Annotated in this window: 15 protein-coding genes; 10 read left to right on the top strand and 5 right to left on the bottom strand. The window is 48.3% G+C overall.

Annotation, left to right across the window (positions count from 1 at the left end; genetic code table 11):
* Window positions 1–442 precede the first annotated feature (442 nt).
* From F0P94_RS03750 to F0P94_RS03735, 4 genes are all read left to right on the top strand, one after another.
* Window positions 443–1,822 carry a sigma-54-dependent transcriptional regulator gene (locus F0P94_RS03750; RefSeq protein WP_150902464.1) on the top strand — a complete coding sequence of 460 codons (1,380 nt, stop codon included), beginning with the start codon at window positions 443–445 and terminating at the stop codon, window positions 1,820–1,822.
* Window positions 1,812–3,182: a sensor histidine kinase gene (locus F0P94_RS03745; RefSeq protein WP_150902463.1), complete on the top strand. Its 1,371-nt coding sequence runs from the start codon at window positions 1,812–1,814 to the stop codon at window positions 3,180–3,182. Before F0P94_RS03750 ends, F0P94_RS03745 begins: the two co-directional genes overlap by 11 nt.
* A 173-nt stretch (window positions 3,183–3,355) precedes the next feature.
* On the top strand, window positions 3,356–3,766 hold the full coding sequence (locus tag F0P94_RS03740) for a hypothetical protein (protein ID WP_191906908.1): 411 nt from the start codon (window positions 3,356–3,358) through the stop codon (window positions 3,764–3,766).
* Between the two features lie 81 nt (window positions 3,767–3,847).
* The gene (locus F0P94_RS03735; protein ID WP_150902461.1) at window positions 3,848–4,273 is read left to right on the top strand and encodes a hypothetical protein; all 426 of its coding nucleotides are present in this window, start codon (window positions 3,848–3,850) and stop codon (window positions 4,271–4,273) included.
* Window positions 4,274–4,526: 253 nt separating this feature from the next.
* Here the strand turns inward: F0P94_RS03735 and F0P94_RS03730 are convergent, their stop codons facing one another.
* On the bottom strand, window positions 4,527–12,800 hold the full coding sequence (locus F0P94_RS03730) for a T9SS type A sorting domain-containing protein (protein ID WP_150902460.1): 8,274 nt from the start codon (window positions 12,798–12,800) through the stop codon (window positions 4,527–4,529).
* A gap of 446 nt (window positions 12,801–13,246) precedes the next feature.
* Here F0P94_RS03730 and F0P94_RS03725 point away from each other — a divergent pair, with 446 nt between their 5' ends.
* From F0P94_RS03725 to F0P94_RS03710, 4 genes are read left to right on the top strand one after another with little or no spacing between them, the layout of a single operon-like run.
* Window positions 13,247–14,947, top strand: a complete 1,701-nt coding sequence (locus F0P94_RS03725; RefSeq protein ID WP_150902459.1) for an arylsulfatase — start codon at window positions 13,247–13,249, stop codon at window positions 14,945–14,947.
* Window positions 14,948–14,958: 11 nt separating this feature from the next.
* Window positions 14,959–15,477, top strand: coding sequence for a bile acid:sodium symporter (locus F0P94_RS03720; protein ID WP_150902458.1), 519 nt, complete (start codon window positions 14,959–14,961; stop codon window positions 15,475–15,477).
* Window positions 15,478–15,480: 3 nt separating this feature from the next.
* A complete protein-coding gene (locus tag F0P94_RS03715; protein ID WP_150902457.1) occupies window positions 15,481–15,840 on the top strand; it encodes a hypothetical protein in 360 nt (119 codons plus the stop codon).
* A gap of 53 nt (window positions 15,841–15,893) precedes the next feature.
* Complete coding sequence (locus F0P94_RS03710) at window positions 15,894–17,660, top strand: SulP family inorganic anion transporter (protein ID WP_150902456.1); 1,767 nt, start codon at window positions 15,894–15,896, stop codon at window positions 17,658–17,660.
* A gap of 401 nt (window positions 17,661–18,061) precedes the next feature.
* Here F0P94_RS03710 and F0P94_RS03705 read toward each other — a convergent pair whose 3' ends face one another.
* Both F0P94_RS03705 and trxA read right to left on the bottom strand, forming a co-directional pair.
* Window positions 18,062–19,099 carry an AI-2E family transporter gene (locus tag F0P94_RS03705; RefSeq protein ID WP_150902455.1) on the bottom strand — a complete coding sequence of 346 codons (1,038 nt, stop codon included), beginning with the start codon at window positions 19,097–19,099 and terminating at the stop codon, window positions 18,062–18,064.
* 666 nt (window positions 19,100–19,765) lie between these two features.
* The gene (trxA, locus tag F0P94_RS03700) at window positions 19,766–20,074 is read right to left on the bottom strand and encodes a thioredoxin (protein ID WP_150902454.1); all 309 of its coding nucleotides are present in this window, start codon (window positions 20,072–20,074) and stop codon (window positions 19,766–19,768) included.
* 362 nt (window positions 20,075–20,436) lie between these two features.
* On the opposite strand from trxA, the gene F0P94_RS03695 reads away from it, so the two are divergent.
* Window positions 20,437–21,654, top strand: coding sequence for an alpha/beta hydrolase family protein (locus F0P94_RS03695; protein WP_150902453.1), 1,218 nt, complete (start codon window positions 20,437–20,439; stop codon window positions 21,652–21,654).
* Window positions 21,655–21,730: 76 nt separating this feature from the next.
* On the opposite strand, the gene F0P94_RS03690 is transcribed toward F0P94_RS03695, so the two are convergent.
* On the bottom strand, window positions 21,731–22,084 hold the full coding sequence (locus F0P94_RS03690; protein ID WP_225307112.1) for a hypothetical protein: 354 nt from the start codon (window positions 22,082–22,084) through the stop codon (window positions 21,731–21,733).
* A gap of 294 nt (window positions 22,085–22,378) precedes the next feature.
* Window positions 22,379–23,632, bottom strand: a complete 1,254-nt coding sequence (locus F0P94_RS03685) for an MFS transporter (RefSeq protein ID WP_150902452.1) — start codon at window positions 23,630–23,632, stop codon at window positions 22,379–22,381.
* A gap of 221 nt (window positions 23,633–23,853) precedes the next feature.
* Here F0P94_RS03685 and F0P94_RS03680 point away from each other — a divergent pair, with 221 nt between their 5' ends.
* On the top strand, window positions 23,854–24,138 hold the full coding sequence (locus F0P94_RS03680) for an HNH endonuclease family protein (RefSeq protein ID WP_150902451.1): 285 nt from the start codon (window positions 23,854–23,856) through the stop codon (window positions 24,136–24,138).
* The last annotated feature ends 32 nt before the right edge of the window (window positions 24,139–24,170 follow it).

Below are 24,170 nucleotides of genomic sequence, written 5' to 3'. Positions count from 1 at the left end.
TTTTTAAAGGTTGAATTGTTAAATGGCTGAATGGGTAAGTAAAGCAGTTTTGTCATGGGTAGCACAAGTGAGCGCGGGAGAGAGCGAAACTTGCGAGCGTAGCTCTGAAGGACCTTGTCGGCTAACAGCAATGCTGTCAGCTACAATAGAAAAATGCTATGAAATTTAGGCTAAAAGTTCAGCGATGGAATATAGTTTCTGCTCTAAGCCGACGAGGCTACGCTCTTCCGGATTTATAATCCGGAAGCACCGAGTATAAGGATTTGCAATCCGACTTTTTTAGTGCAAAACGTAGCATTTTATTACTCGGCAGTGCAAGGCGGATCACAGATCCGCAGCTAAATCCTTCCGGATTACAAATCCGGAAGAGCGATTTAAACCATTATTTGGCAATCAACAATCAACAATTTAACCATTAAACCATCCAGCAATTTAATTCTTTATGAGCAAAATCGACTGTAAGATCCTGATCGTAGACGACGAAGAAGATATTTTAACGGCCGGCCGTATTTTTCTGAAGCAGCATTTTTCCCTGGTCCGCACCGAACCGAACCCGGAGAAAATTCCCGCCCTGCTGCAGGCCGAAACCTACGACGTGATCTTGCTCGACCTCAATTATTCTGCCGGCGCGACTTCCAGCCAGGAAGGTTTTGAAATGCTCAAACGCATTTTGCGCTTCGACCCGAATGCCGTAGTGATTCTGATTACGGCTTACGGCGATATCGATCTGGCCGTACGGGCCCTGAAAGAAGGCGCTACAGACTTTGTAACGAAACCGTGGCAGAATGAAAAGTTGCTGGCTACGCTGATGTCGGCCTGTAAATTGCGCCGCTCCAGCCTAGAGGTAAAGGAACTGCAAACGAAGCAACAGCACCTGAACCAGGTAATGGACCGTCATTACGGCGAGTTCATTGGGACTTCTTCGGCCATGCAAAAGGTATATCAAACCATCGAAAAAGTGGGGGCTACCGATGCGAATGTTTTGATCCTGGGCGAAAACGGGACCGGTAAAGAACTGGCGGCCCGCGCCTTGCACCGGAAATCGAAACGGGCGAACGAAGTTTTTATTAATGTTGACCTGGGGGCGGTAAGCGAAACGCTGTTTGAGAGCGAATTATTTGGCAGCATGAAAGGCGCTTTTACCGATGCCAAGGAAGACCGCGCCGGTCGTTTTGAAGTAGCTTCCGGCGGTACGCTTTTCCTGGATGAGCTCGGGAACCTGAGCATGCCGCTGCAATCGAAATTACTGACTGCTTTGCAAAGCCGGATGATTACGCGCCTGGGCTCGAACAAACCAAAACCCATCGACATTCGCCTGATCTGTGCCACCAACATGCCGCTTTACGAAATGGTAGCCGACGGCCGTTTCCGGCAGGACCTTTTGTACCGGATCAATACCGTAGAAATTAACCTGCCGCCGCTCCGCGAACGCAAGGAAGATATCAAGCTGCTGGTAGAGCATTTCATGCGCAATTTCACCCGCAAATACCAGAAACCGAATTTAGGTATTGCCGCTAAAACGCTGCAGAAACTGACCGAATACCACTGGCCGGGCAATATCCGGGAGCTGGAGCACGCCGTGGAACGCGCCGTTATCCTCTGCGACCAAAGCGCTTTACAGCCCGATGATTTTTATTTCGGATCGGCCGCGCCGGCCAAAGCTGCAGTCCTGCCGGATTCAGAAATTACCCTGGAAGCACTGGAGAAAATGATGGTGCAGAAAACGCTTTCCAAGCACTCGGGCAACATTACGCACGCCGCCCGCGACCTGGGAATTACCCGTACCGCTTTGTACCGCCGCATCGAGAAACATGGCTTATAATCGTTTCCGGGCCGGGGTAGTGTTGCGCGTGGCGCTCATTACCGTAGCGGCGATGCTGCTCGTATTTTCGTTCTTCATAAAGCAATGGTACGTAACGGGCATCTGCTTGGGTCTGACTATTTTCGGCCTGATCTACGACCTGATCTTTTACGTGGAACGCACCAATCGCGAGCTTTCCCGCTTCTTTACCGCCATCCGGCATTCCGATTTTACCCAGCGTTTCACCGAGAAAAGCCAAAGCAGCAGCTTCCAGGAACTTCACGGACATCTGAACGAAGTGATCACGGCGTTTCAGAAGATAAAGTCGGAAAAGGAAGCGCATTACCAGTATCTGCAAGCCATTGTCGAGAACATCCGGATCGGGGTTTTTACCTTCGATGAAGCCGGAAGCGTGCAGCTTTTTAATAAAGTTGCCAAAGAAGTGTTGCAGGTGCCGTTCATTAAAAATGTACGGGCGCTGGACCGCATCAGCGCCGAACTGGTGCAGGCAGTGGAAGAACTGGAAAACGGGCAAAGCAAACTCATCCGGATCGACCGCGAAAAAGACCAGTTGCTTTTGCTGGTTTCGGTGGCCTGTTTTTCTTCGCAAGGCAAAAATATCCGCCTGGTTTCGCTGCAGAATATCCGGTCGGAAATGGAAGAGCAGGAACTGGCCGCCTGGCAGAAACTCATCAGCGTGCTTACCCACGAGATCATGAATTCGGTTACGCCGATCATTTCCCTGACTTCCACCATTCGCGGTTTAGTAGATGAACGGGTAGCCACGCTTTATACGACCGAAGAAATTGAGGAAGACGAAAACCTGGACGATATCCGGACCGGCCTGGTGACGATCGAAAAACGGAGTACCGGCATGCTGCATTTTGTACAGAATTACCGTCGCCTGACACGCGTTCCGCCACCGCACCTGGAAAAAGTAAAAGTAGACGACCTGCTGAAACAACTTGCTCTTCTACTGCAAAACGAACCTGCCTTTAAACGCGCCAAACTCCGCCTCATTCCGCACGAACAACCCTTAACCATTACGGCCGATTCAGAACTAATTGAACAGGTACTGCTGAACCTGGTGAAAAACGGGATCGAAGCCTGCGAACATGTAGCCGAACCAATCATTGAAGTTTCCGCCTTGCCTGACGAAAAGAACCCGGACCTGATCCGGATAGAAGTGAAAGACAACGGGAGCGGCGTACCGGAAGAAATTCTGGACAAGATATTTGTGCCTTTCTATACCACCAAAAAACAGGGTTCCGGCATTGGTCTAAGCTTATCGCGGCAGATCATGAAACTTCACAAAGGTACCCTGCAAATGCGTCCCGCCGAGCCGAAGGGTACGGTTTTTAGTTTGCTGTTTTATAAGTAGCTTTTGGGCTGGTAGCGCTACTGTTTTTAGAGGGAAAGCTTGTTTCTGAAATAGAGCAGGCTTTTTTGTTTTCAATTTCCCATCTGTCATCCTGAAAGGATCTTTTGATTTCAGTGCGCTTAAGCCAGAAGTGTCCTTCTGAATAAGAATTGTGCCGGCGAATTCGCTTTTTTTTGCCAGATTTAATAGCATTTTTATCCTTGTTACTCTTTAAAATTAAAATGAAAGCTCCCTTTTACTGGCTCGTAATTTTACTGAAATTCAGTTGTAAGCAACAAGTAAAAACCAATAGCCCGGCAGCTTCAAAAAAGGTTGCTATTGTATATAATACTGGTAAAACTGTTGAAGTAGAACAAGGAAGTGGAGATCATACACCCTACAAAATTCAGGAGATAAGTTCCCGCATTAATTTAAGTTATCTTTCTATTGAGCCAATTGCGTATAATGAAATCAAAAAAGAAAAAGGTGAGGAAGTTGCGGAAGTAATCAGGGTTGAATTTCCGTTAGTTCGAACGGCAGATCCTTTAGTAGAAAAGTACATTAATGATACGATTCAGGGTTTCATAAAAGATCATTTCGGCTAAATTGTTCTTAATCCTACTAGAGAGCAAAGGAAAGAAATTAAGGAGGAAGAAGATCCTTTAAAGGCACCTTTTGAGCATGAATTGTACTACACAGTTGCTTTTGTTAATGAAAGGTTTTTAGGTATTACTTTAGAAGAATCTAATACAGCCTGTTGTGGAGCCCCAGCTTCAGGATATTTCAGTCATCCGTTTGTATTCGATATGGGTCATAAGAAATTGTTAACCATAAATGATTTAATTAAGCCTGACCAGATGCAGGCTTTTCAAAAAACTATTATCGCGCTTGCTAAAATGGATGACCAACTTTTACCGAGCTCAGTCACAGCGTTAGAAACGGCCATAAAAGATATAGGCTCAAATTCATTTCAGTTAACGAAAGAAAATGTAGCAGTTGCTATTCCCAATGTAGGCGTTCATTCATCAAATAATGTATTTTTAGTAGTGGACTTTAAAAGACATTCCTCTTTATTTAAAGAGGAGTTCTTAAATGCAGTTAATCAGAATTGAATTAATGGGTGCCTGAATTTGAGAAAGCTCAAATCTGCAAAGGAGAATAAGTGCTTTTCACGTCCAGAATCATAGCCTTTTTCGCATTTCCGCCGAGCCGGAAAGTATTGCTTTTGTCTTATAAGCGATTTTTAGAATATTTGAGTACCCGTTTTAGATTTGAAACGATAGCGTTTTAACCAGAAAAGCCCGGCAAATCTACCGGGCTTTTCTGCTGAGAATGGAAGGCCTAACCGTGTTTTCTCCGGAAATCCTACCGTTTAATGGTCAGTTTCTTCACTACCTGTTTCTCCCCCTGTTGTACGCGCAGCATATACAAGCCGGTAGGCAGCGTTTCTACTCGAAGGCTGGTTTCCAGTTGCGCTTCATTTTTCAGGAGTTCCTGTTTTTGAATAAGCCTTCCCGTCAGGTCGAAGAGTTGGAACTGTACCGGACCACGATACTTGTTGCTTAGTTTTACCTGGAAAGCCACCGTAGCCGGGTTCGGGAAAATGTGCAGGTGTTCCAACGTCAGGGTTTCTGTAGTTCCGCTAATGATTATGTTTACCGCTGCCGACGTAGCGGTGCAACCATTCTGGGTAATCTGTACGGTATAGCTGCCCGTAGAATCAGCCTGCAGCACCTGGTTGGTGGCTCCCGGAATCAGGTTCCCGTTGTGGTACCACTGGTAGGAAGTTCCGGCGGAAGCCACCAGCATGTTTCCGGTTTGTACAATGGTAGCAATTGGTTTCGGGTTTACGGTTACCGTCACTGCGGCAGCTGTAGAATCGCAACCATCGGCATTGGTTACCTTGATGGCATAATTCCCGCTTTGCTTTACTACCAGGCTATCAGCAGATGCGCCCGTAATCAGGTTGCCGTTATGGTACCATTGGTAAGTGTTCGTACTTCCGCTGAAACCACGGAGTACCACCGAATCTCCCGCACAGAAAGTAAGGTTTCCGGAAGCTGAAATTGAGGCAGCCGGAGCAGCATTTACCGTAACTGCAACGGTGGCTGCTGTATCGGTGCAACCGCTGGCATTGGTAACGAACAACTGATAATTCCCGCTCTGACCAACTGCAAGAGAAGCCTGATTGGCGCCTGCCAGACTGGTACTGTTTCTGTACCACTGGTACGAGCCTGGCGTGGTGGTAAACAGGGTAACGTTGCCGCCGCGGCAGAAACTGGTTGTTCCGGATGCAGAAACTACCGGCACCTGGCGGGCAATGGTTTGCACCTGCACGGCTACGGATGTTGCGCTGCAGCCACTGGCATTGGTTTCCGTTACAGCATAAAGCCCGCTGGTTTTTACTTTCAGGTCCGGACCGTTTGCGCCGGCAATTGATGAACCGTTTAACAGCCACTGGTACTGGTTTCCACTAAGCGCCGGGGTTTGCAACAAAATGGAATCGCCGGAGCAGAAGGTAAGGGCAGACGCACTCGAAATAACCGGAACCGGTAAAGCAATTTCCGTAACCTGTATGGCCGGGGAAGTTTGCGAACATCCGTTGGTATTCGTTATTTCTACGGTATAAGTACCCGGCGTATTTACCGGATGGCTTGCGGCAGTTATTCCGGCTAATACAGTACCGTTCCGGAACCACCTATACGAGTAACCGGTTCCGGCAGGGGCATTCAGCATTACGTTGCCGCCCGTACAGAAAGCGGTATCGGTACCCAGCGCTGCAAGTGGTAGAGGATTTACCGTAATGGTCACCGTATCGGAAGCAATGCACCCTAAAGCGCTGGTTTTCACTACTACGTAAGTTCCCGGGCTGTTTACCGTAAGGGCAGAATCTGAGCTCAGGAAGGCGCCGCCCAGCGTTTCCCATGCGTAGGTAAAACCTGGCTGATCGTAGGCATTCAAAATAACCTGGTCTCCGCTGCAGATTTGTTTGTCATTCCCCAGGTTTACTACGGGCACCGGATTAAAGGTTACCACTACGGTATCGGAGGAAGTACAGCCGCTGACCGGGTTGGTAACTTTTGCGAACAGGGTATCGGAGTAAGAAACAGCAATCGTTTGGGTTGTAGCGCCGTTAGACCATAGATAGGTATAACCGGCCCCGGCATCCAATACTACCGGCGCACCGCAACTCGTTCTATCTGGCCCCAGATCTACTACCGGCGTCTGGCCTACGCGAATGGTTACGGCATCGGTGCTGCTGCACCCGGAGGCCGGATCCCAGACTGTTACGCTATACGTGCCGGTGGTATTAATGGTAAGGGTTTGCGTGGTAGCTCCGGTATTCCAGAGGTAGATCATGCCGGCTTTTCCGGCCGTTAAGGTCTTGCTTCCGCCGGCCGGTAAACAGTCATCACCGCCTAAATTTACTTCCGGTTTCCGGAAGATCTTCACCGATATGGCTCTGGTATTATCAGCTGGTTGCATATCGTCCGGAAGTTCTGCCGTAACTGAAATTTGATACGTGCCGCCGGCCAGGGAACTGAAACCGGTAAAGCGGATGGTATCGGTCGTGAAAGGCTGAAGGGTAACTGAAGCAGTAAGCGTTGGAATTTGATTTACGGCCAGGTTTAAAGGCATGTTGGTAACCGGAACCGGACCCTTATTGCTGATGATCACTTTCACCGGCTGAATGGAATCGGAACAACTACTGGCTTCCGGTTCTATAATATCCAGCACGGCAATATCTTTCCCGCTGACCTCAGCGATCTCAACATTATCGAGGGTAACGGTAATCGGATTGCCATCTTTATACCCGGTAAACCGAACGGTAATGTTCTGACCGGCAAAGGCATTAAGCGGCAGCCAGACCGTTTTAATGGCCTGCCCCGGAGGCGTGTTGGCCGGATTCAGGGTGTGAATGGTTGTGAAAGGACCGCAATTAGCCGAAACCTGTACTTCCAGGCGGCTCAACGAATTCGGATTGTACTGGGAAGTAAACGTGCCGAAATTTCCACCGCTTATCCGGTAATCGAATTTCAGGAAAGTCTGGTTTTGCGGCAAAGCAACTTGTGGCGTTTGCACATAAAAGCTATCGATGCCGGTGCCTGCGGAAGTGCCGGAAATTTGCTTATCTGAAGTATTGAGAACCGTAAAACCTTTCGAAGCCCAGCTTACCAGCAAAGAATCATCTCTCATTTGTTGGAAATTTTCCCGGAAAGGCAAAGGCCGCGGCTGTCTTAATTTCAGAACCGTAGTAAGCGTATCGGAGAAAATGCTATTGTTTCGCTTTAAAAAACTCTTGAAGGTATAAACACCGTTTTGATTCATATTAACCTTCTGGCTGAAATTAACCTGCATTTGCGCGTTTGGCGCCAGCATTCCCGCAGTTAATGGCTGAATAAAGGCCTGAGGATTTGGTCCTTTTACCAGCACATGTAATTCGGCCGGGTCGGTCTGGAAATTATGCGCTATAACCCCTTCGTTTTTGAATGTGAGTGAAATAGGTTCGTTGGCCGTACAATTGGCATAAGGGGAGAGCAGCTGTTTTAAACTGAGAATTGAATTTAAATTCTTAACTTCCAGGTTATCGATCTTCAGAATTTTTGCCAGATTGCCTCCTGTGCCGAATTCGGCTAAAAAGCGGATCCGGATTTCCTGACCGGCGAATGCTGCCAGGCTAATCTGAGCCTTGTTTACGGTGCTGTAGGAAATAAGCGCTGCAGCATCAAATACATGAACGTCGGAAAAATTTAAGCCACAATCGGTAGAAACCTGGATGCGAAGCTTGTCGTCTGCTGAAGTTGATGCCGGGGTGTAACTGGATGCCGATAATTCGAAAATTAAGTAAGAAGTAGCTGTAATGGCTCCGAGTTTAGGCGTTACCACGCTTTCCTTCCATAACTGATACGCATTGGGCTGATCCAGGAATAACGTTCTGGCCCGGATATCAAAAGCGGTTGAACTGCTCCAGCCCGTACTGTTAAAGTTGTCGAAGTTTTCGGCGTAAGGAATATTCCGGGGGGCGGTTATGGTCAGGGTTTGCGTTCTCAAATTGTTCGATGAAACGCCGTCGCCGGCAAGTTGCAGGGAAACAGCAGCGGTGTAATTTCCGGAGCCATGCATGTTCAGCGTTCTGGGAAACGTTACTTTTCTTACTTCCCCGGTAGTAAACATACCCGTATTTATGACCACCGTATCTTTCAGAACAGCTTTGCCCGTTACGCTCAGGATCAGTTTTACCGGATTAAGGCTCAAATCGAAATTAGTACTGCCGGTATTCTGCAAGTCTGCCGTAATGGTATTGGTGGTGGTGCAAAAAGTGGCCGGGTTGTAGGAAATTGCCATAATGCCGGCATCGATGGCCGGGTTTACTTTATTGCGGATGAACATATTATCGATAAAGGCCGCATCGCCGCTGCACTGGTAATCGTCGTCGCGCGTAGAAGACTGAAAGGTCAGGGTAAAGACGGTTCCCGCAAAAGCCGACAGGTCTACATAGCGGGCTACGAACGGATCGCTGCTGGCAGTAGTCGGTTTATAATCGAGGCTTACCTGCACGCCATTTACCAGTACCCGGAACCAGCTGAATTCGGCTTTGTTGCAAAAGGTTTGTTTCAGGTCGAAAACCAGTTCCGGATTAGTAAGGCTCGTAGCATCTACGCAGATGGAAGCACTGTTCTGGTAATTGGCATTTTTATTCCAGGCATCATCCGGCGTAACGCTGCCCCCCGGCCCGGTAGCTGCCCAGATCAGGCGGGGAGGATTACCCGGGAAATTCGCAGTGCCCACACCCATAAACCGTATACCATTATTTACCGGTTTTACATCCTGAAAAGGGAAGGAGTTAGGCAGAATAAAGCCATGATGGATCATAAATACATTTTCTGCCAAAACAAGCCCGTTAAAGTTGTGGCTGTAAGGAGCGGTAACCGGCGCTCGCCTGATTACCTTGTTGGCGGCCCGTATCGTGTTGTTAGTGGTAGCCAGGTCTGCCGGATGATTTACAGTTGCTTCGATCTGGTATTCCTGGATTGCATTCAGATTGGCCAGGTTCCGGAAAACATATTGCAGCGTATCGCCCGGGTTCAGCGTGCGGTTAATGGTTTCAGAAAAAGCGCTGTGGCCGACAACCTGGTAAGATACCGGAATATTGCTTACGGCCGCCGTGCCCATATTAGCCACCGTAATCTGCACCCTACCTGGGCCGGCACAACCGTTGGTAGGGGTAACCACATCGCGCATAGCCAGATCGGTAATTTCCTGGTTTATAATCTCAAAGGTTTCAATTTTAAAATACGGAAAAGCAGGGGCATGTTTATCGGCTATTACCCGGAACCGGATCTTTAAGGCCGGGCTGCCGGCAAACGGAGCCAGGCTGTAAATCATCTTTTTGGCATATTGGGATTGAACGTAATTCGAGCTGTCTATCTGGTCCAGTAGCGTAAAGGTCTGTCCGCAATCCGTGGTAACTTCTATCAGTAATTTATGGGCGGTATTTGCCAGGGAAACCGGTAAGCCATTTTCTTTTAATTCCAGATCGAATGCCAGCTTTGTAGTTGCCGTAATTCCGGTGATGGCCGGGGAGGAAATAATTCTTTCGCTGTTTCTGGCCGAGCTGCTGAAGGCAGTTACCCCGTACAGGTATGGATCAATGGCAAAATAGGAAAGCGGTACATCTATATGCATGCCTGAATTAACAGGGTCTGGTTTCCAGAACGGATCGGAGGCGGTGCCGAAAGGTTGAAAATAAGGTACGGCAAAAGCCTGCTCGGTGTAAAAGTAATGTGTGGCAGTGTTGTTGGCTGCACTTATGTCGCCGGTAAAGGTAACTTCCCCTTTGTATTCCAGATTGCCACCCGTATTAAAATTATGGCTGCCGGCAAGGGTAACCATTAAAGAAGAATCGGGGAGCAGGATTCCGGAATTTACCGGTACCGTGTATACCTGGGCGTTATTCCGTTTTAAAGTCAGCGTGGCGGGTGTAGCCGAGAAATCTATCGGGCCAAACCCGTTATTGTAAACCCAGGCCTTGATCGGCCCAGAGCTGTTCCAGCCGGCACAAAGGTTTTCCGGAAAATACAGGCGTTCCACCGCCACGTCCGGTTCGGTTCCTTTTATTTCGAAACGATCGATGCCCACGGTAAAATTGCCGTTGGTGCGACCGACCGTAATTTTTATCCGGATGTTTTTCCCGGCAAAGGCAGCAAGGTCGAATTTCAGTTTCCGGAAGCCATTTGTGAGTACGTTATCCTTTACTTCCAGCCGGGCCAAAGGGGTGAAGGCGCCGCCGCATTCTTCCGAAACGGCTACTTCCAGGTAAGCGCCTGATTGGGCCGGGTTTATGGAAACGGTATCGGTTTGCTTAAAAAAGTAGTCGAAGAATAAATAATGTCCGGCAGTTATATTTCCGAAAGTTTCCGAGGTTAAATAGTCATCCGGATTAATGTTCGTTAGCAGCGCCTGTGCATAATTTTCCTGTGAGTTTTTACCGGTTAAAAGCGCCCGGTTGTTGTATAAGTTGAACGTGCTTTGCCAGTTAGAATTTAAAAAGGTAAACTCCTGGAAGTAAGGTACAGAAGTGAAACCATTTGCGGCAGGTGTTACGACAGTCGTTCCCCGGGCCGTATCGTTCCGCGCTTCGGTATCGATGCCGGCAATTAAAAGCTTGGCGGTGGCTTCGTAAAGATAAGTGCCGGCCTGGAGCATGGGAATACCGGTTGCCGAAACCAGAATATCCAGCGCTCTGTTTGGGTTTAACGTCCCTTTGTCCACCAGTTTCGTTACGGTTGTGATGGTGCCGGACGGGTTGGTGGCTTTTACTGTAAGCAGTATTTTGTTTACCGATAAATTCAGGATCTCGGAACTGTAATTATTCAGTTTCACCGAAACGCCTTCGCCTCCGGTCCGGCAATTGCCCTGGCCGCCGCCATAATGTTTCACCTCCGACAAGCCTACATCTACCGGATTAATTTCCCGGATACCGAAGTTATCGAAGTAAAGCCATACCTGGTAATTGGGGTCGCCTAGTAACCGAAGCCGGAACTTTGCATCGCTGCCTGCAAAAGCCTTTAACGGAATCAGCACGGAAGTAAACTGGTCCGGGGAGGTCGGGGCGGAAGGATTAGGTACGATATGGTTCTGGTCCAGCGTCATTAGGGGAATGAAAGCAGTATCGCAATCCTGTTGCATTTCCACTAAAATCCGGTCGTTTCTTACGCCATAGTTCATATCGTTGTAGTAGTAATCGAAAACCAGGAAAGATTTAGCGGTTAAACCTCCTATTTTAGGGCTGCTAGCCTCCTGTTTCGGGTATCTGAATTGAGGAACCATTTGAAGCCAGCCGCTACCAATACCCGTATTTATAAAAGCCCAACCGGTAGGAGTGGAGCTGGTAAAATCCTGAAAGTAAGGCTGGGGCAGGGGGGCCATCGGCGCCGTACCGGTTACGGCAACGGCTTTGGTCATGGAATTATCGGCAGGGTTCACATCGCCGCTCAAGGGCGAACTGATTGAAAAAGTATAAGTACCCGTTGTATTCATGGTAAAGCCGGGCGAAGGTACTTTTACCTCGTAATAACTATTCCCCACAATTGAACCGGTATCGAGTACGGCGGAAAAAGTGCCGGTTTTCGCGCCGGAAACGGCAACCTGCACGGTAACCGGCGTAAGCGCCAGATCGATGGTTTCCACGTTTTTGTTCTGCAGCCGCACCGCAATGGCACTTACCGGCACGCAACCCTGCAAGGGACTTCTTAAACTGCTTACTGCCAGGTCCGGAGAACCCTTAATGGTAAAATCATCGAGTCCGAAACCAGCATACTGGTCCTTGGCATCCGCTTTAAAAACAAACCGGAACCGGACGTTATTCGCTCCTGCAAGGGTCGGGACGGCTACTTTAGCCAGCACCCAGCCGTTGCTTCCGGTAGTGCCGGTTCCGCTCCAGCCCAAGCCCTGATTGCCCGGCAGGGCCGAAATGTTGCTGCTGTTGTACCAGTTATTCGCCGCGTTTACTGTGCCTACCGTTTGCCAGGCACCGTTGCTAACCGAAGCCTGCATCACCACGCCATCGGTATTGGTTTCGGTATCCCACCATACTTTCATTTCCAGTTGCGGGTGCAGTAAATTACTGAAATCGAAACGTGGACTTTGCAGCCAGGAATTTTCGTTTGCATGGTATTGTCCCGTCAGGCCGCCGGTCACCCAGGCTTTCGTGCCAGAAGCAGCGCTCGTCAGGTTTGGCTTGTTCGGTGTGCCCAAGGCCCAGCTGGAATTGGTTCCTCCGGCAGTCCAGCCCAACGCCTGCAGATCGAAAGGTTGGATATAAGGAAGTTTCGGGGGCAATACCGTTATGGTAATGGTTTCGGAAGAAGTGGAATTATCGGTACACGTACCAATTACCATGTAAGTGGTAGTAGCGGTTGGCGTTGCCGTAATGGCGGAACCGGTATTCGCGCTTAGTTCCTGGGAAGGCGCCCAAACGTAGGAAGCCGCGCCGGTGGCCGTTAACGAGACCGTTTCACCGAAGTAAATGGTAGTAGCAGAAGCCGAAACCTGCACCTGGCAACTTTGCCCATGCGCCCTGGAAACCAGGAGCAGAAATAATAATGCAATAAAAATTTGTAAGAGTTGGGTTCTCATAGTTGCCGGGGGTAGGGTTTCAGTTATACAAAAGCCAATAAGGTTCAATGTTTTATAACAGCCTAGACCGGAAGAATACCGGGATGGTTGCCCGGGCAGGGAAAATTTTTAACAGGTTGCTTCGCAGGTAAAAAAAGCATGCTAAAAAGTCGCCAGGATTTAACAACCCCGGGGGTTAACAGATTAATGAAACGCTGGCCTTAAACAATTGCAGAGACGGGGAATCTTCCACTAGCCTGAACATTTATTGCTGCATTCTTATCCGGCTGTTTTCCCTAAACAAATGCCGGAATTTAACTGTTAAAGCCTGGATAGGGCCAAAAGGGAAAGCTATCTTCTCGCCGCTTTTCAGAAATAGTTGCTTTTATAGTTAGAGTACTTCCCTTAGAGTGCATCTCCTGGAGAATGAGAAAGATCTGCCTTTGCAAACACATAAAAAATAATGGATGAATAATCAACGGCAACCTAATTTCCTGCTCATTGTGGTCGACGACATGGGCTATTCCGATTGCGAGCCCTTTGGCGGCGAGATCCATACGCCCAACATTCAGCTAATGGCAGAGCACGGCGTCCGCTTCCGGCATTTTCATGTTTCCTCTTTGTGCGCTCCCACGCGGTCCATGCTGCTTTCCGGGTGCCATAACCACGATGCCGGATTGGGCGCGATGCCTACCATGCACGCCACCAATCAATACATGCAGCCGGGCTACGAAGGCTACCTGAACTCCAATGTGCTGACCATCCCCGAAATACTGAAAGAAGCCGGCTACCACACCTATATGGCGGGAAAATGGCATTTAGGCGAACACGAAGAGCGGCGGCCGCATGCCCGTGGCTTCGAGCGGGTGTTCTCATTTTTAGGCGGCGGCGTGAGTCACTTCAACGACCAGCGGGCTTTGAGCGCATTTGAGCAGCCTCACACCAAATATTCGGAAGATGGGCGAACGGTAGAAAACCTGCCGGATGATTTTTATTCTTCCGATTACTATACCGATAAAATAATGCAGTATGTAACGGAACAAACCGACCAGCAGCCTTTTTTTGCCTATCTGGCTTTCACTTCCCCCCACGACCCTTTGCAGGTGCCGGATAACTGGCTGGATAAATACAAAGGCGTTTATGATGGCGGTTACGATGCCATTAAAGAAAAAAGGCGGCAACGAATGAAGGAACTGGGGCTGATACCCAAAACCCTCACCGAAAACGAAGGCAGCGGCTTGTTCAAAAGCTGGGACGAACTTACGCCGGAAGAACAAAAAGAGGCCGCCCGGAGAATGGAGATCTACGCCGCCATGATCGAAAACCTGGACTGGAACCTGGGCCGTTTATTTAACAAGCTGAAGGAATTGAACCAGTTCGAAGACACCATCATTTTTTTCCTCTCCGACAACGGCGCCAACCCCAAAGACCCGACCTTTTACGCGCCCAATTCCGAAGCATTTATCCAAAGCAATTTCGACAACAGCTTTGAGAATTACGGGCGGATCAATTCTTTTCTTTCCATTGGGGGCGCCTGGGCGGAAGTGGCCAATACGCCTTTGTCCTATTTCAAACTCACCACCTACGAAGGCGGCACCCAGACCCCGTTCATTGTTTCCGGAAAGCGGGTACATAAACGCGGCGTGATTACCGATGAGCTGCTGCACGTAACCGACCTGCTTCCTACCATTTTAGACTACGCGAACTTAAAATACCCGCACACCAACGGTAACCTGAAACCGCTTTATGGCACATCGCTGAAGCCCTATTTACAGGAAGAAACCAGACAGCCGGTACGCACCGAATTTGATGTGCTGGGCTTTGAAATGGGCGAAGCCAAGGCCGTAATTAAAGGGGACTGGAAGCTGGTCTTTATGCCGCCGCCCATTGGCAAAGGAGATGAGTGGCATTTGTATAATCTAAAAGAAGACCTGAAAGAGGAAAATAATCTGGCCGCCGAATTTCCCGAAAAATTTAAGGAATTAAGGGCTGAGTGGGAAGCCTATGCGCTGGCAGTAGGCTACATAAAATCGAACGGCGATCCGGCATTGGCTAAACTGGGTTTTGAAGAATTCTTCCGCTTCGACCCTAAAAACCGGATGGAACCAGAAACAGGAACGAAGGAAGCAACGGGTAAGGAATCAGAACCGGTAAACCTGGGAGATTAAACGAAGCCGACATGTTTGAAGTACTCATAACCATATCGGCCACGCTTCTTCCGGTCTTCGTTTTCTTAACCATGTTTAACGTGGGCCTTACCCAGGACGTGAGCGACATCATGTACTACCTAGGAGACCAGAAGTTTGCCCTCCTTATGTTAGTGGCCAACTTTGTTCTGACTCCTTTGCTGATGTGGGTAATCCTGAGTTTCTTTCCCATTGACCCTTACCTTCGGATCGGGCTTGCCATCTTCAGCCTCTGTGCCGGTGCACCCTTTCTCATTAAACTCACCCAAGAGGCAGACCATGAGGTGGCCTTAGGCGCCAGCACCATGATAAAGCTGGTACTGGGTACGATCGTGATCGTTCCGCTGGTATTGCCCCGCCTTATTTCCGAGATCGAAATAGACGGCTTTAAAATTGCCTGGACCCTGGTGAAACAATTGATATTCCCCCTTCTCCTGGGCTTATTGTTTGCCCGTTTTTTGCCCAGGATAACGGGAGTGCTACAACCATGGGTAGCGAAGATCGGCTCCTGAACCTTGTACCTGGTAATTGCCGCTACGCTGGCCGGCTATTTTCCCGAACTGAAACCAATCTGGGGGCAGGGAGCCATTCTCATTGGCATCGCTTTCGTGCTGGGCGCCTTCGGTATTGGTTACTTTATAGGGGGAATCAGCGGCAAAGAAAATCGGCGGGAAGTCGGGGCGCTGGCTACGGCCCAAAGGAACACAGCCGCCAGCATGATCATTGCTGCGCAAAATTTTGCCGATAATCCGGAAGTGCTGGTAATTATTACCATTGCCAATACCATAGGCATTGCCATGCTTCTGGGTATAGCGAAGGTTTTATCGAAAGACCACAAAATTGAGATCATGTATACCAACAGGAAAGCCGGATAAAGCAATGGCTGACCTCACTTCTGGAAATCCCTCTCAAAACAGCTTCTTAAGGCATGAATATTAATCCTGAAAACAGCGCGGAAGAAGATAAAATAAAGCCTCCCGAAGATCTGCTTCCGGGAGAAACGTCGCTCAGGCACACCGTAGAAACGCACCTTCAGAAGCAAACTAAAAAATCAACTTTTAAAGAAGACCTGAATGCCGGTCTCACCGTAGCCATGAACGAAATCCCGGACGGGATGGCGTGCGGTTTGCTGGCCGGCGTTAGCCCGATCATGGGTTTGTTTGCCGCCGTGTGGGGCTGCCTGGCAGGCGGACTGTTAAACAGTTCCAAACTCATGATCATCTCTACTACCAGTGCCGCGGCCTTTCTTTTGTATCAGCTTACCCAATCCTATCCGGAGGCGCAGCGGGTGGATGCCCTGATCTTACTGGTGGTTTTATCCGGTGGCATGATGATCCTGATGGGGATGCTGAAGTTTGGGAACCTGGTGCGGTTTGTTTCTTATTCGGTGATAACGGGTTTTTTAGCGGGCATTTCGGTGCTTACTATTTTAAGCCAGTTACCTACCCTTTTTGGTTTTGCGGCCGAAGGTTCGAATAAAATTCTTCAGACCGTTAACCTGTTCCAGCATCTGGAACGCACCAACTGGCAGGCACTCCTGCCGGGCCTTGCCACCATTGCCCTGATGATACTTCTGCCTAAAACGCCCCTGGGTAACCGATCTGCCATTGTTGCCATTGCCTTGCCCTCGCTTCTTATATTTTTTCTGCATTGGAATAGCGTAGAGATCGTGAACGACGTAGGCGAGATTCCGAAAGGCCTGCCATCTTTGCGCCTGCCCGATTTTTCGCTGCTGCAGCCTACCCTTTTTAGCGGCGCGTTTTCCCTGGCCCTTATTACGCTTATCCAAGCCGCAGGCGTAAGCCAGAGCGTACCCAATCCGGACGGTTCCCGCTCCAACATGTCCAGAGATTTTATCAGTCAGGGCATTGCCAATGTTTCGTCCGGATTACTGGGGGGCATTGGCGTAGGCGGCTCCCTGGGTTCTACTTCGTTAAACATTATTGCGGGCGCTAAAAGCCGTTGGTCCGGAATTTTCTCGGGCTTGCTGGTATTAGCCCTGGTTTTGCTGTTGCCGGGTTTAGTAGGAAATGTAGCCATGCCGGTACTGGCTGCCATCATGATCTTTGCCATGGCCAGCGTCCTTAATTTCGAGGAGAATAAACAAGTCTGGAATGCCGGGCTGCCTTCCCGGATCGGCCTGATCGGAACCTTTCTTATTACCTTGTTTATGCCCATTCAGGCAGCAGTACTCATTGGGGTTATTTTGTCTTTTACGCTTTACTTTTTCACTTCTTCCCAGCTGGTAAAACTGCACCGCAGGCGCCTTTTGCCCGATGGCAGCTTTGAAGAAATTACCCTGCCGGAACAGCTGGAAAATGACGCGATCCATATTTTTGCCGTTGACGGCGATCTGCATTTTGCCGGCGCCCGCATGCTGGAACACCAATGGCCCAAAATCACTTCGGGAACCCGCCACCCGATAATAATTCTGGAGTTAAGAGGCAGGAATAATGTTGGCGCCACGTTGATTGAAGTGCTGGAGAAATACTACGAAAAAATACAACGGGCTGACGGCCGGTTTTACCTGACTGAACTTGGAGAAAACAGTTATGCTTCGTTTCGCATCCAGGCGGCTTCGGAAGTATTACACGGCATGCATATCCTGAAAAAAGAAGCAATTATCGGCAGAAGTACCCAACAGGCGGTTCAGGAGGCACAAGCCTGGCTTAACGATATTGCAGCACCTGGATAAACCGGCATACTTCAGGAAATAAGCCATAGTACTCCAAAAAGTTTTATTTGTAGGGTAGAAGCAAGCTGGAGTATGGTTGTTGGTGTTTTCACCATAGCCGTCAGGCTAAGGAAAAAAGGCGGTCATTCTGAGCTTGTCGAAGAAACTTATGGAGATTACAATGACAAAGCGAGCATAGCAAGGTTTGTCTTACTGTTAAACTTTAGATATACGGCTCCATAAGTTCCCTCGACTGGCGCTCGGGATGACATAATAAATTAGCTTAGCCTGACGGCTATGGTGAAAACACGCAACCACGGCGAACGGAAGTACCTGACAATTTAACCTTTATAGTGCACTAATATTAAAGCATTCCACAATATTTATTTTAGTTGTTTTATGTTAGTGACTCGTATGCTTCTTTAGACTTTCTTCTCCAGGTAATCCTTTATGTAAAGCTCCTTTACGATCACCAGCAGTACGGCTATAAGCGGAGAAGCCAGTAAGATGCCGCTTATTCCAACCAAAATGCCTAATAATACCTGTTCGAACAGCAGCAAGGCCGGGGGCATGGATACCAATTTCTTATCCAGCATCGGGGTTAATATATAGCCTTCAATGGTCTGAATACCCGTATACAGCAGGAACACATACAGGGCTTTATCCGGCCCCTCGAGGTAGGCCAAGGGCAAGGCAGGAATCAGAGCTAAGTATGGCCCCAGATTAGGAATGAAATTCAGAAAAGCGGCGATAATGGCCAGCACAAAAGGCAGCGGAATTCCCAGCAGGGTTAAACCTATTGCCGTGGCCACCCCGACCACTAGCATGGAAATAAACCGGCTCAGCAACCAATTACTCAGGGTGTCATAGCTCTGGTCTAATACTTGACCGATGCGGGGCCGGTATGTGGGAGCGAATAATTTAACAACTCCCTTTTTATAACTTCCCGGATCAGAAGCCAGGTAAATACCCGTAATAATAATGATCAGGAAATTTGCTAAAACGCCGAGCGTGGAGGAAACAACGCCCGTTAGCTGCCCGAGTATATCTTTATTCGAAGACAATAATTGAACAGGTTCCCGAGGCAGGCCTGCCAGAATTTTCTGGCCCAGGTTTGTTTTAGCCAGGCTGTCTTTCAGGTTTTGAAAAGCCTGCGGCAACGTTCTGGAGAGTTCTTCCGCTTGCTGGCTTACCGTAGGAGCTGCCAGCAAAATAATGCCTCCAAGAATTACAACTAATAACACCAGCACCAGCAGCAAAGAAATGGGATACTGGATTTTAGTTTTCCGGTACAGGAAATAAGCTAAGGAACTTAACAGAATGCTGAACAGGATACCCCCGAAAACCAATAAAAAGAAATTAGCGGTATACCAGAAAAGTAAGAATAAAGCAATAAGGAGCAGCGATACGAAGGCGGTGATGGCCGCTTTAGATGAAATGCTGTTCGGTGGCTGCTCCATTTTTTATTTAATTCTGAGGTTTTCCTGAGAAACGAGGTTCGTTAGACCGATACTTCTTAGCCCGATGCATTAAACCTGAAAGGGAAATTAAGAATAAGCCTGAACCACTAAAAAAAGGATTACGTTGAAGTCTTCAGGGCCAAAACCATTAATGGACCTAACAGGCGATATTGTATATTGTTTTATGGAACAGCGTCATTCCAGTGGCGGCAAATAAGTAGCAAGACTAAAATAACCGTATAATCTGCAAGGAACTTTAATTAGTCAATCTCCTGAATATAAATCATTTGTATGTTTTTAGTCCAGATACTAATATCTTTTTACTTAAATGCTGTTCCTGGCAAACGTTCAAGTTCCGGCCTGCTAACTACTGCCTTCTTTTTAGTTTTGTTCCAGTAACCGGCTGCTGCCTGCGAAAAGGTAGATCGGCAATATAACCTTATAGCTAATTAGCAAGCCGGTATCATGCACTGTCTTTGCGGTTTACGACACCGGAGCTATGCAGCTGGCTTTAAACTTCAACGCCCTTAATTTCCTGAAAGGCTCTTACGCCTGAAAATCGCAAAAAAAATCCTGAACGGTGGCTTACTACGCACTTCCGCTCAGGAAAACAATAGTGATCTACCGCAAATGGTATGGTTTCAGGCCCAAAAAGTAAAGTTCAGGTTATGGCAAATGCTGCTTTATGATCTGACTCAGCTGGGCCGCTGGCATAGCACCGGATTGCCGCCATACCGGTTTTCCCTGGTGGAAAAGAATTAAGGTCGGAATGCCCTGTACCCGGAATTGTTGAGCAGCGGCCTGGTTTTTATCGACATCTACTTTTATTACTTTCAGTTTTCCGGCGTGTTCGGCGGCTACCTGTTGCAGAATAGGAGCCATGGTTTTACAAGGTCCGCACCAATCCGCATAGAAATCTACCAATACGGGCATGCCGGGTGCGCTTATTAATTCGGAAAAAGGTTTTTTAGCCATAGCAGTAATTTGAAGCTTTTACTTCCGGAAAATAATCAGATAATTTCTCTCTGTTGCAAAGTTAACCTTACAGAAAGTGCAATCAACTTATTTTACGATAATGGTTTCCGGTAGTTCTTGGAATTGCTACGAAGGCAGGTAACTCAGGTAATTTCTAACAGGCGGTTCTACAGAGAGATAGCGGAAAAATCTATTTTTAATTTTTGTGCCTTATAAAATTATAGGATGCTTTATATAGTTTGTTAAAATTCGGGGTCTTATTGAATGAGTTGCAATTGCCTGGTTTTCAGGGTTTGCGTAAAATGAACTTTAGGTTCTGAATTTTCTTTATTATGAAAAGATTTCAACGATCAAAATCTGATATGTTAGTTAAAAATATAAAATCGGCTTTTTACGTTTGGGCGCTGGTGTTCTTGACTATTTTAAGCGGCACAGCCTGCAAAAAAGAAGCTGAAGCGGTTACGAAAACCGAAGCGGAAACGAATAACCTGGTTTCTACGAGCTTTGTCGGTTATATGCCGGCAAGCGCCATCCGCGATCTGGCCACGGCCAACGGTTACCCGCAATACAACGAAGCGTTGCAGTACGATGTGGTGGTTTTTAAAATGGTGTACTATACCACGTATCAGGGAAAGCAAACCCAGGCTTCCGGCCTCATGTGTTTCCCGCGCAACATGCCAAACCCTCCGGCCATTCTGAGCGCCCAGCATGGTACCTTGTTCGCCCATAAAGACGCTCCGAGCAACTTTCCGAATTCCTTTAACGGTCCGGAACTATTTGCCTCGGCCGGTTACGCCACCTTTATTCCCGATTATTTAGGTTACGGCGCTTCCGCCCAGATCCTGCACACATATTACAACGAGCAGTATTCCGCTCTGGCCGTTATCGATATGATAAAAGCCGGTAAGATTTTCTGCCAGCAGGAAGAGATTCCGGTAAGCGATAAATTGTTCCTGGCGGGGTATTCCGAAGGCGGTTACGTGACCCTGGCAGCGCAAAAGGAAATCGAGAACAACCCGGCGCATAATCTGAAGCTTACTGCGGTGGCAGCCGGTGCCGGCGGTTACGATCTGCAGGATATGCTTTCGAACATTACCACGGCGCCTTCTTATAATCACCCGTCGTACCTGGCCTTTTTGCTGCAGGCTTACAATACGGCCAACGGCTGGAACCGCCCGCTAACGGATTTCTTTCAGGAGCCTTATGCATCCAAAATTCCGGCTTTGCTGAACGGCTCTAAAACCGGTAGCCAGGTAAATGCGGAACTGGTAAAACAACCAAATAAGTTATTTGCGCCGGCTTTTTTCAACGCCCTGAAAGGTTCCGGCGAAGACCAGGTGAAAGAAGCCCTGAAAGCCAACAGCTTAACCGATTACGCGCCCAAAGCTCCAACCCGGATGTACCACGGCACCGCCGACGATGTGGTTCCGTTTACCAATTCCCAGGTTACCTACAATAAACTGAAAGCAAACGGCGCGAAAGATCTAACCTTCCATTCCATTCCGGGAGGTACCCATGGCACTACGTTCCAGCCGATGATCTCGGAACTGATTCCCTGGTTTGCTTCCTTTAATAAGTAAGGTTTTTGCTTCCTGATTTTTAATAAAAAAGCCCTGCCAGATTACCGGCAGGGCTTTTTTTGATGTTTAAAAATCCTTAAGAAAGCTTTTTCTTTATGAAGATCAGGCGGGTTATATAAATTCCTTTTCCATCAGGACCGCCGGCATCACTTTCCACACCACTTAAGGTAAAAGCAAGTTCCCAGCCTTCGTTGGTAAGCGTGTTGATCTTTGAGGTAATTAAGGCGTCGTTAGAAGCAATGTTTTGGAAATTAATACCTGCCGCGCTGTAAAAGTTCAGCAGTTTCGTTTCATCAAAAGCATCTAGTTTAAGATCTGACCGGTCAACATCATCCTGTTTGCTGTTTTTACCATTCGTTCTGGCCGTTGTAAACTGGTTCGCATCCAGGGCCTGTTTGTTCTCGATTATTCTGGACCGGCCAATTCCCATGGGAACGATCGATTCTACAATAGTTACAACCTTATATTCGTAGTTTTGAGCTTCTGCTGATAAAAAAAGACATGTGAGTAAAAGAGAAAGAATAATTTTTTTAATAGTGTTTTTTGAAACGGGATTTGGTTTGATTGATTGATGGAGCAAAAGTAGGAGGATTTAATGGGTTCATAATAAAAGATAAGCTAAAATTTCTGGAAAAATAACAAAGATGAAAATGCCCTAAGCAAAAAGCCCCGCCAGATAACCGGCAGGGCTTTTTGTTTAAAATCCATACTGTTTTTTCAGCTTTTAACTTACCGTTTTCAGTTTCATAATTACGAAGATAGAAATAACGGTAGCTACCGAAGCCAGAATGCCCACCATGTTGAAATGCAGCAGTTGTCCGTTAGCGGCTTTCTGCACAATAAGGCCGGAAGTAAAAGCGGCCAGGCCCGAAGCAAGCTGCTGTACGGAAGAATTGATGCTCATAAAGCTGCCCCGTTGCTTAGGCTCTACGCTGGAAGTTATTAAAGACATGGCCGGAACAAAGCGCGCTCCGAAAACAATGAAGAAGAATGTGGTAATAATAAACACCTGATAATGCGGAATAGGCGGCAGGTTGGTAATGAGTAAGATCGGGATTATGGAAACCAGGGCGGCAATGATGTAAACTTTTTTCTTGCCGTATTTATCGGCCAGGCGGCCGGCTAGTTGGGAAGTTACTACGGTAGCCAAACCGCCAAAGAGGTAAATAAAGGTCAGTTCCGATTCGGCGAAACCAATGTTGGCTACCATGTATGGGCTGATGAAAGGTACCACCGTAAAGCCGGCCATTTGCAGAATAAACACCATTCCCAGAGCCCACAGCAGGTTCTTCTTCTTTACAATGTTCAGCAGCACGCGGTGCGGTTTTTCGTGCTTGGCATTGGTTAAGTGGCCTTTCAGCGGCGGTAAAAATTTCATGGCGATGGCCAGTACTACCAGACTCATGCCGGCCAGCAGGTAAAAAGGAGCGTGCCAGCTGGTTTTGCTCGCCAGATAAAGCCCGATCGGAATACCGGCGATGGAAGCTATGGAGAAAGCGGCCATTACCTTACCGGTGGCCGCGCCCCGGCGTTCTTCCGGAATGGCATCTCCGATAATAGCTAACACCAACGCCCCTAAAACCCCGCCGAACAAGCCGGCCACCACGCGGGCGGCTACCAGAAGTTCGAAGGTAGGAGCGAGGGCACACAAGGCTGTTCCAATGGCAAAACCCAGGTATAAACCCAGCAAGGCTTTTTTGCGGTCGAGCCGGTCGATGTAGAAGGCCGAACAGAAACCGGAAACGGCCGCGCTGAAGGTATAAGCCGAAACCACCAGGCCAAACTGTTGCGGGTTGATCTGGAAAACGCGCATGAGTTGGGGTCCGAGCGGCATCATGATCACAAAATCCATGATGTTGGTGAACTGGATGGTAGCCAGAATAAATAAAAGCAGGCCTTCGCGGATCTCGACTTTAGGAACCAGGCTTTCGCCGGCGGCTGACCCGGAATTTGAGGTATTGGATAAATAATCGGACATAATAAATAAAAATTTTGCCGGTGCGGCGGCAGGGTTTACGTAAGGAAGCCTGAACCGGGCGGCAAAAGTACAGAAATAATTTCGCCCGGTAATTGCCTTTAACCGTCTGAAAAAGAAACAACTGGTGAAAGGCAGCTAAACGATACTTTTTCAGAGAATTGGCTAGCGTTTCCGGCCTGCAGGACGGCTGATCGGGTTTTAAGAGAATTCGTAAAAAGAATATGAAGGAAGCCGATAATAAGATATGCGAACTGTGCCGCCGGGAAGTAGAAAGCCTGAGCCGCCATCACCTGGTGCCCAGAGAGGAAGGCGGGAAGTACGGACCCACCGCGGAGCTTTGCCAGCCCTGCCATTCCACTATTCACTTACTGATCGGAAACCGCGAACTGGCCCGGGAGTACAACAGCATATCGGCCTTGCAGACGGCGGAGCCTTTGCAGAAATATTTGCGCTGGGTCCGGAACAAACGGGTTGCCAGAATTTCGAACCGCCGGGGCCGCCGCTAACCTTCCGGTAACTTAGCGGGAGGTAAACGGTT

The organism is Adhaeribacter soli (genome assembly GCF_008727925.1).
GTDB lineage: Bacteria > Bacteroidota > Bacteroidia > Cytophagales > Hymenobacteraceae > Adhaeribacter_A > Adhaeribacter_A soli.
Note: the sequence above shows the minus strand (reverse complement) of the source record. Positions and strands in the feature narration are given on the sequence as shown.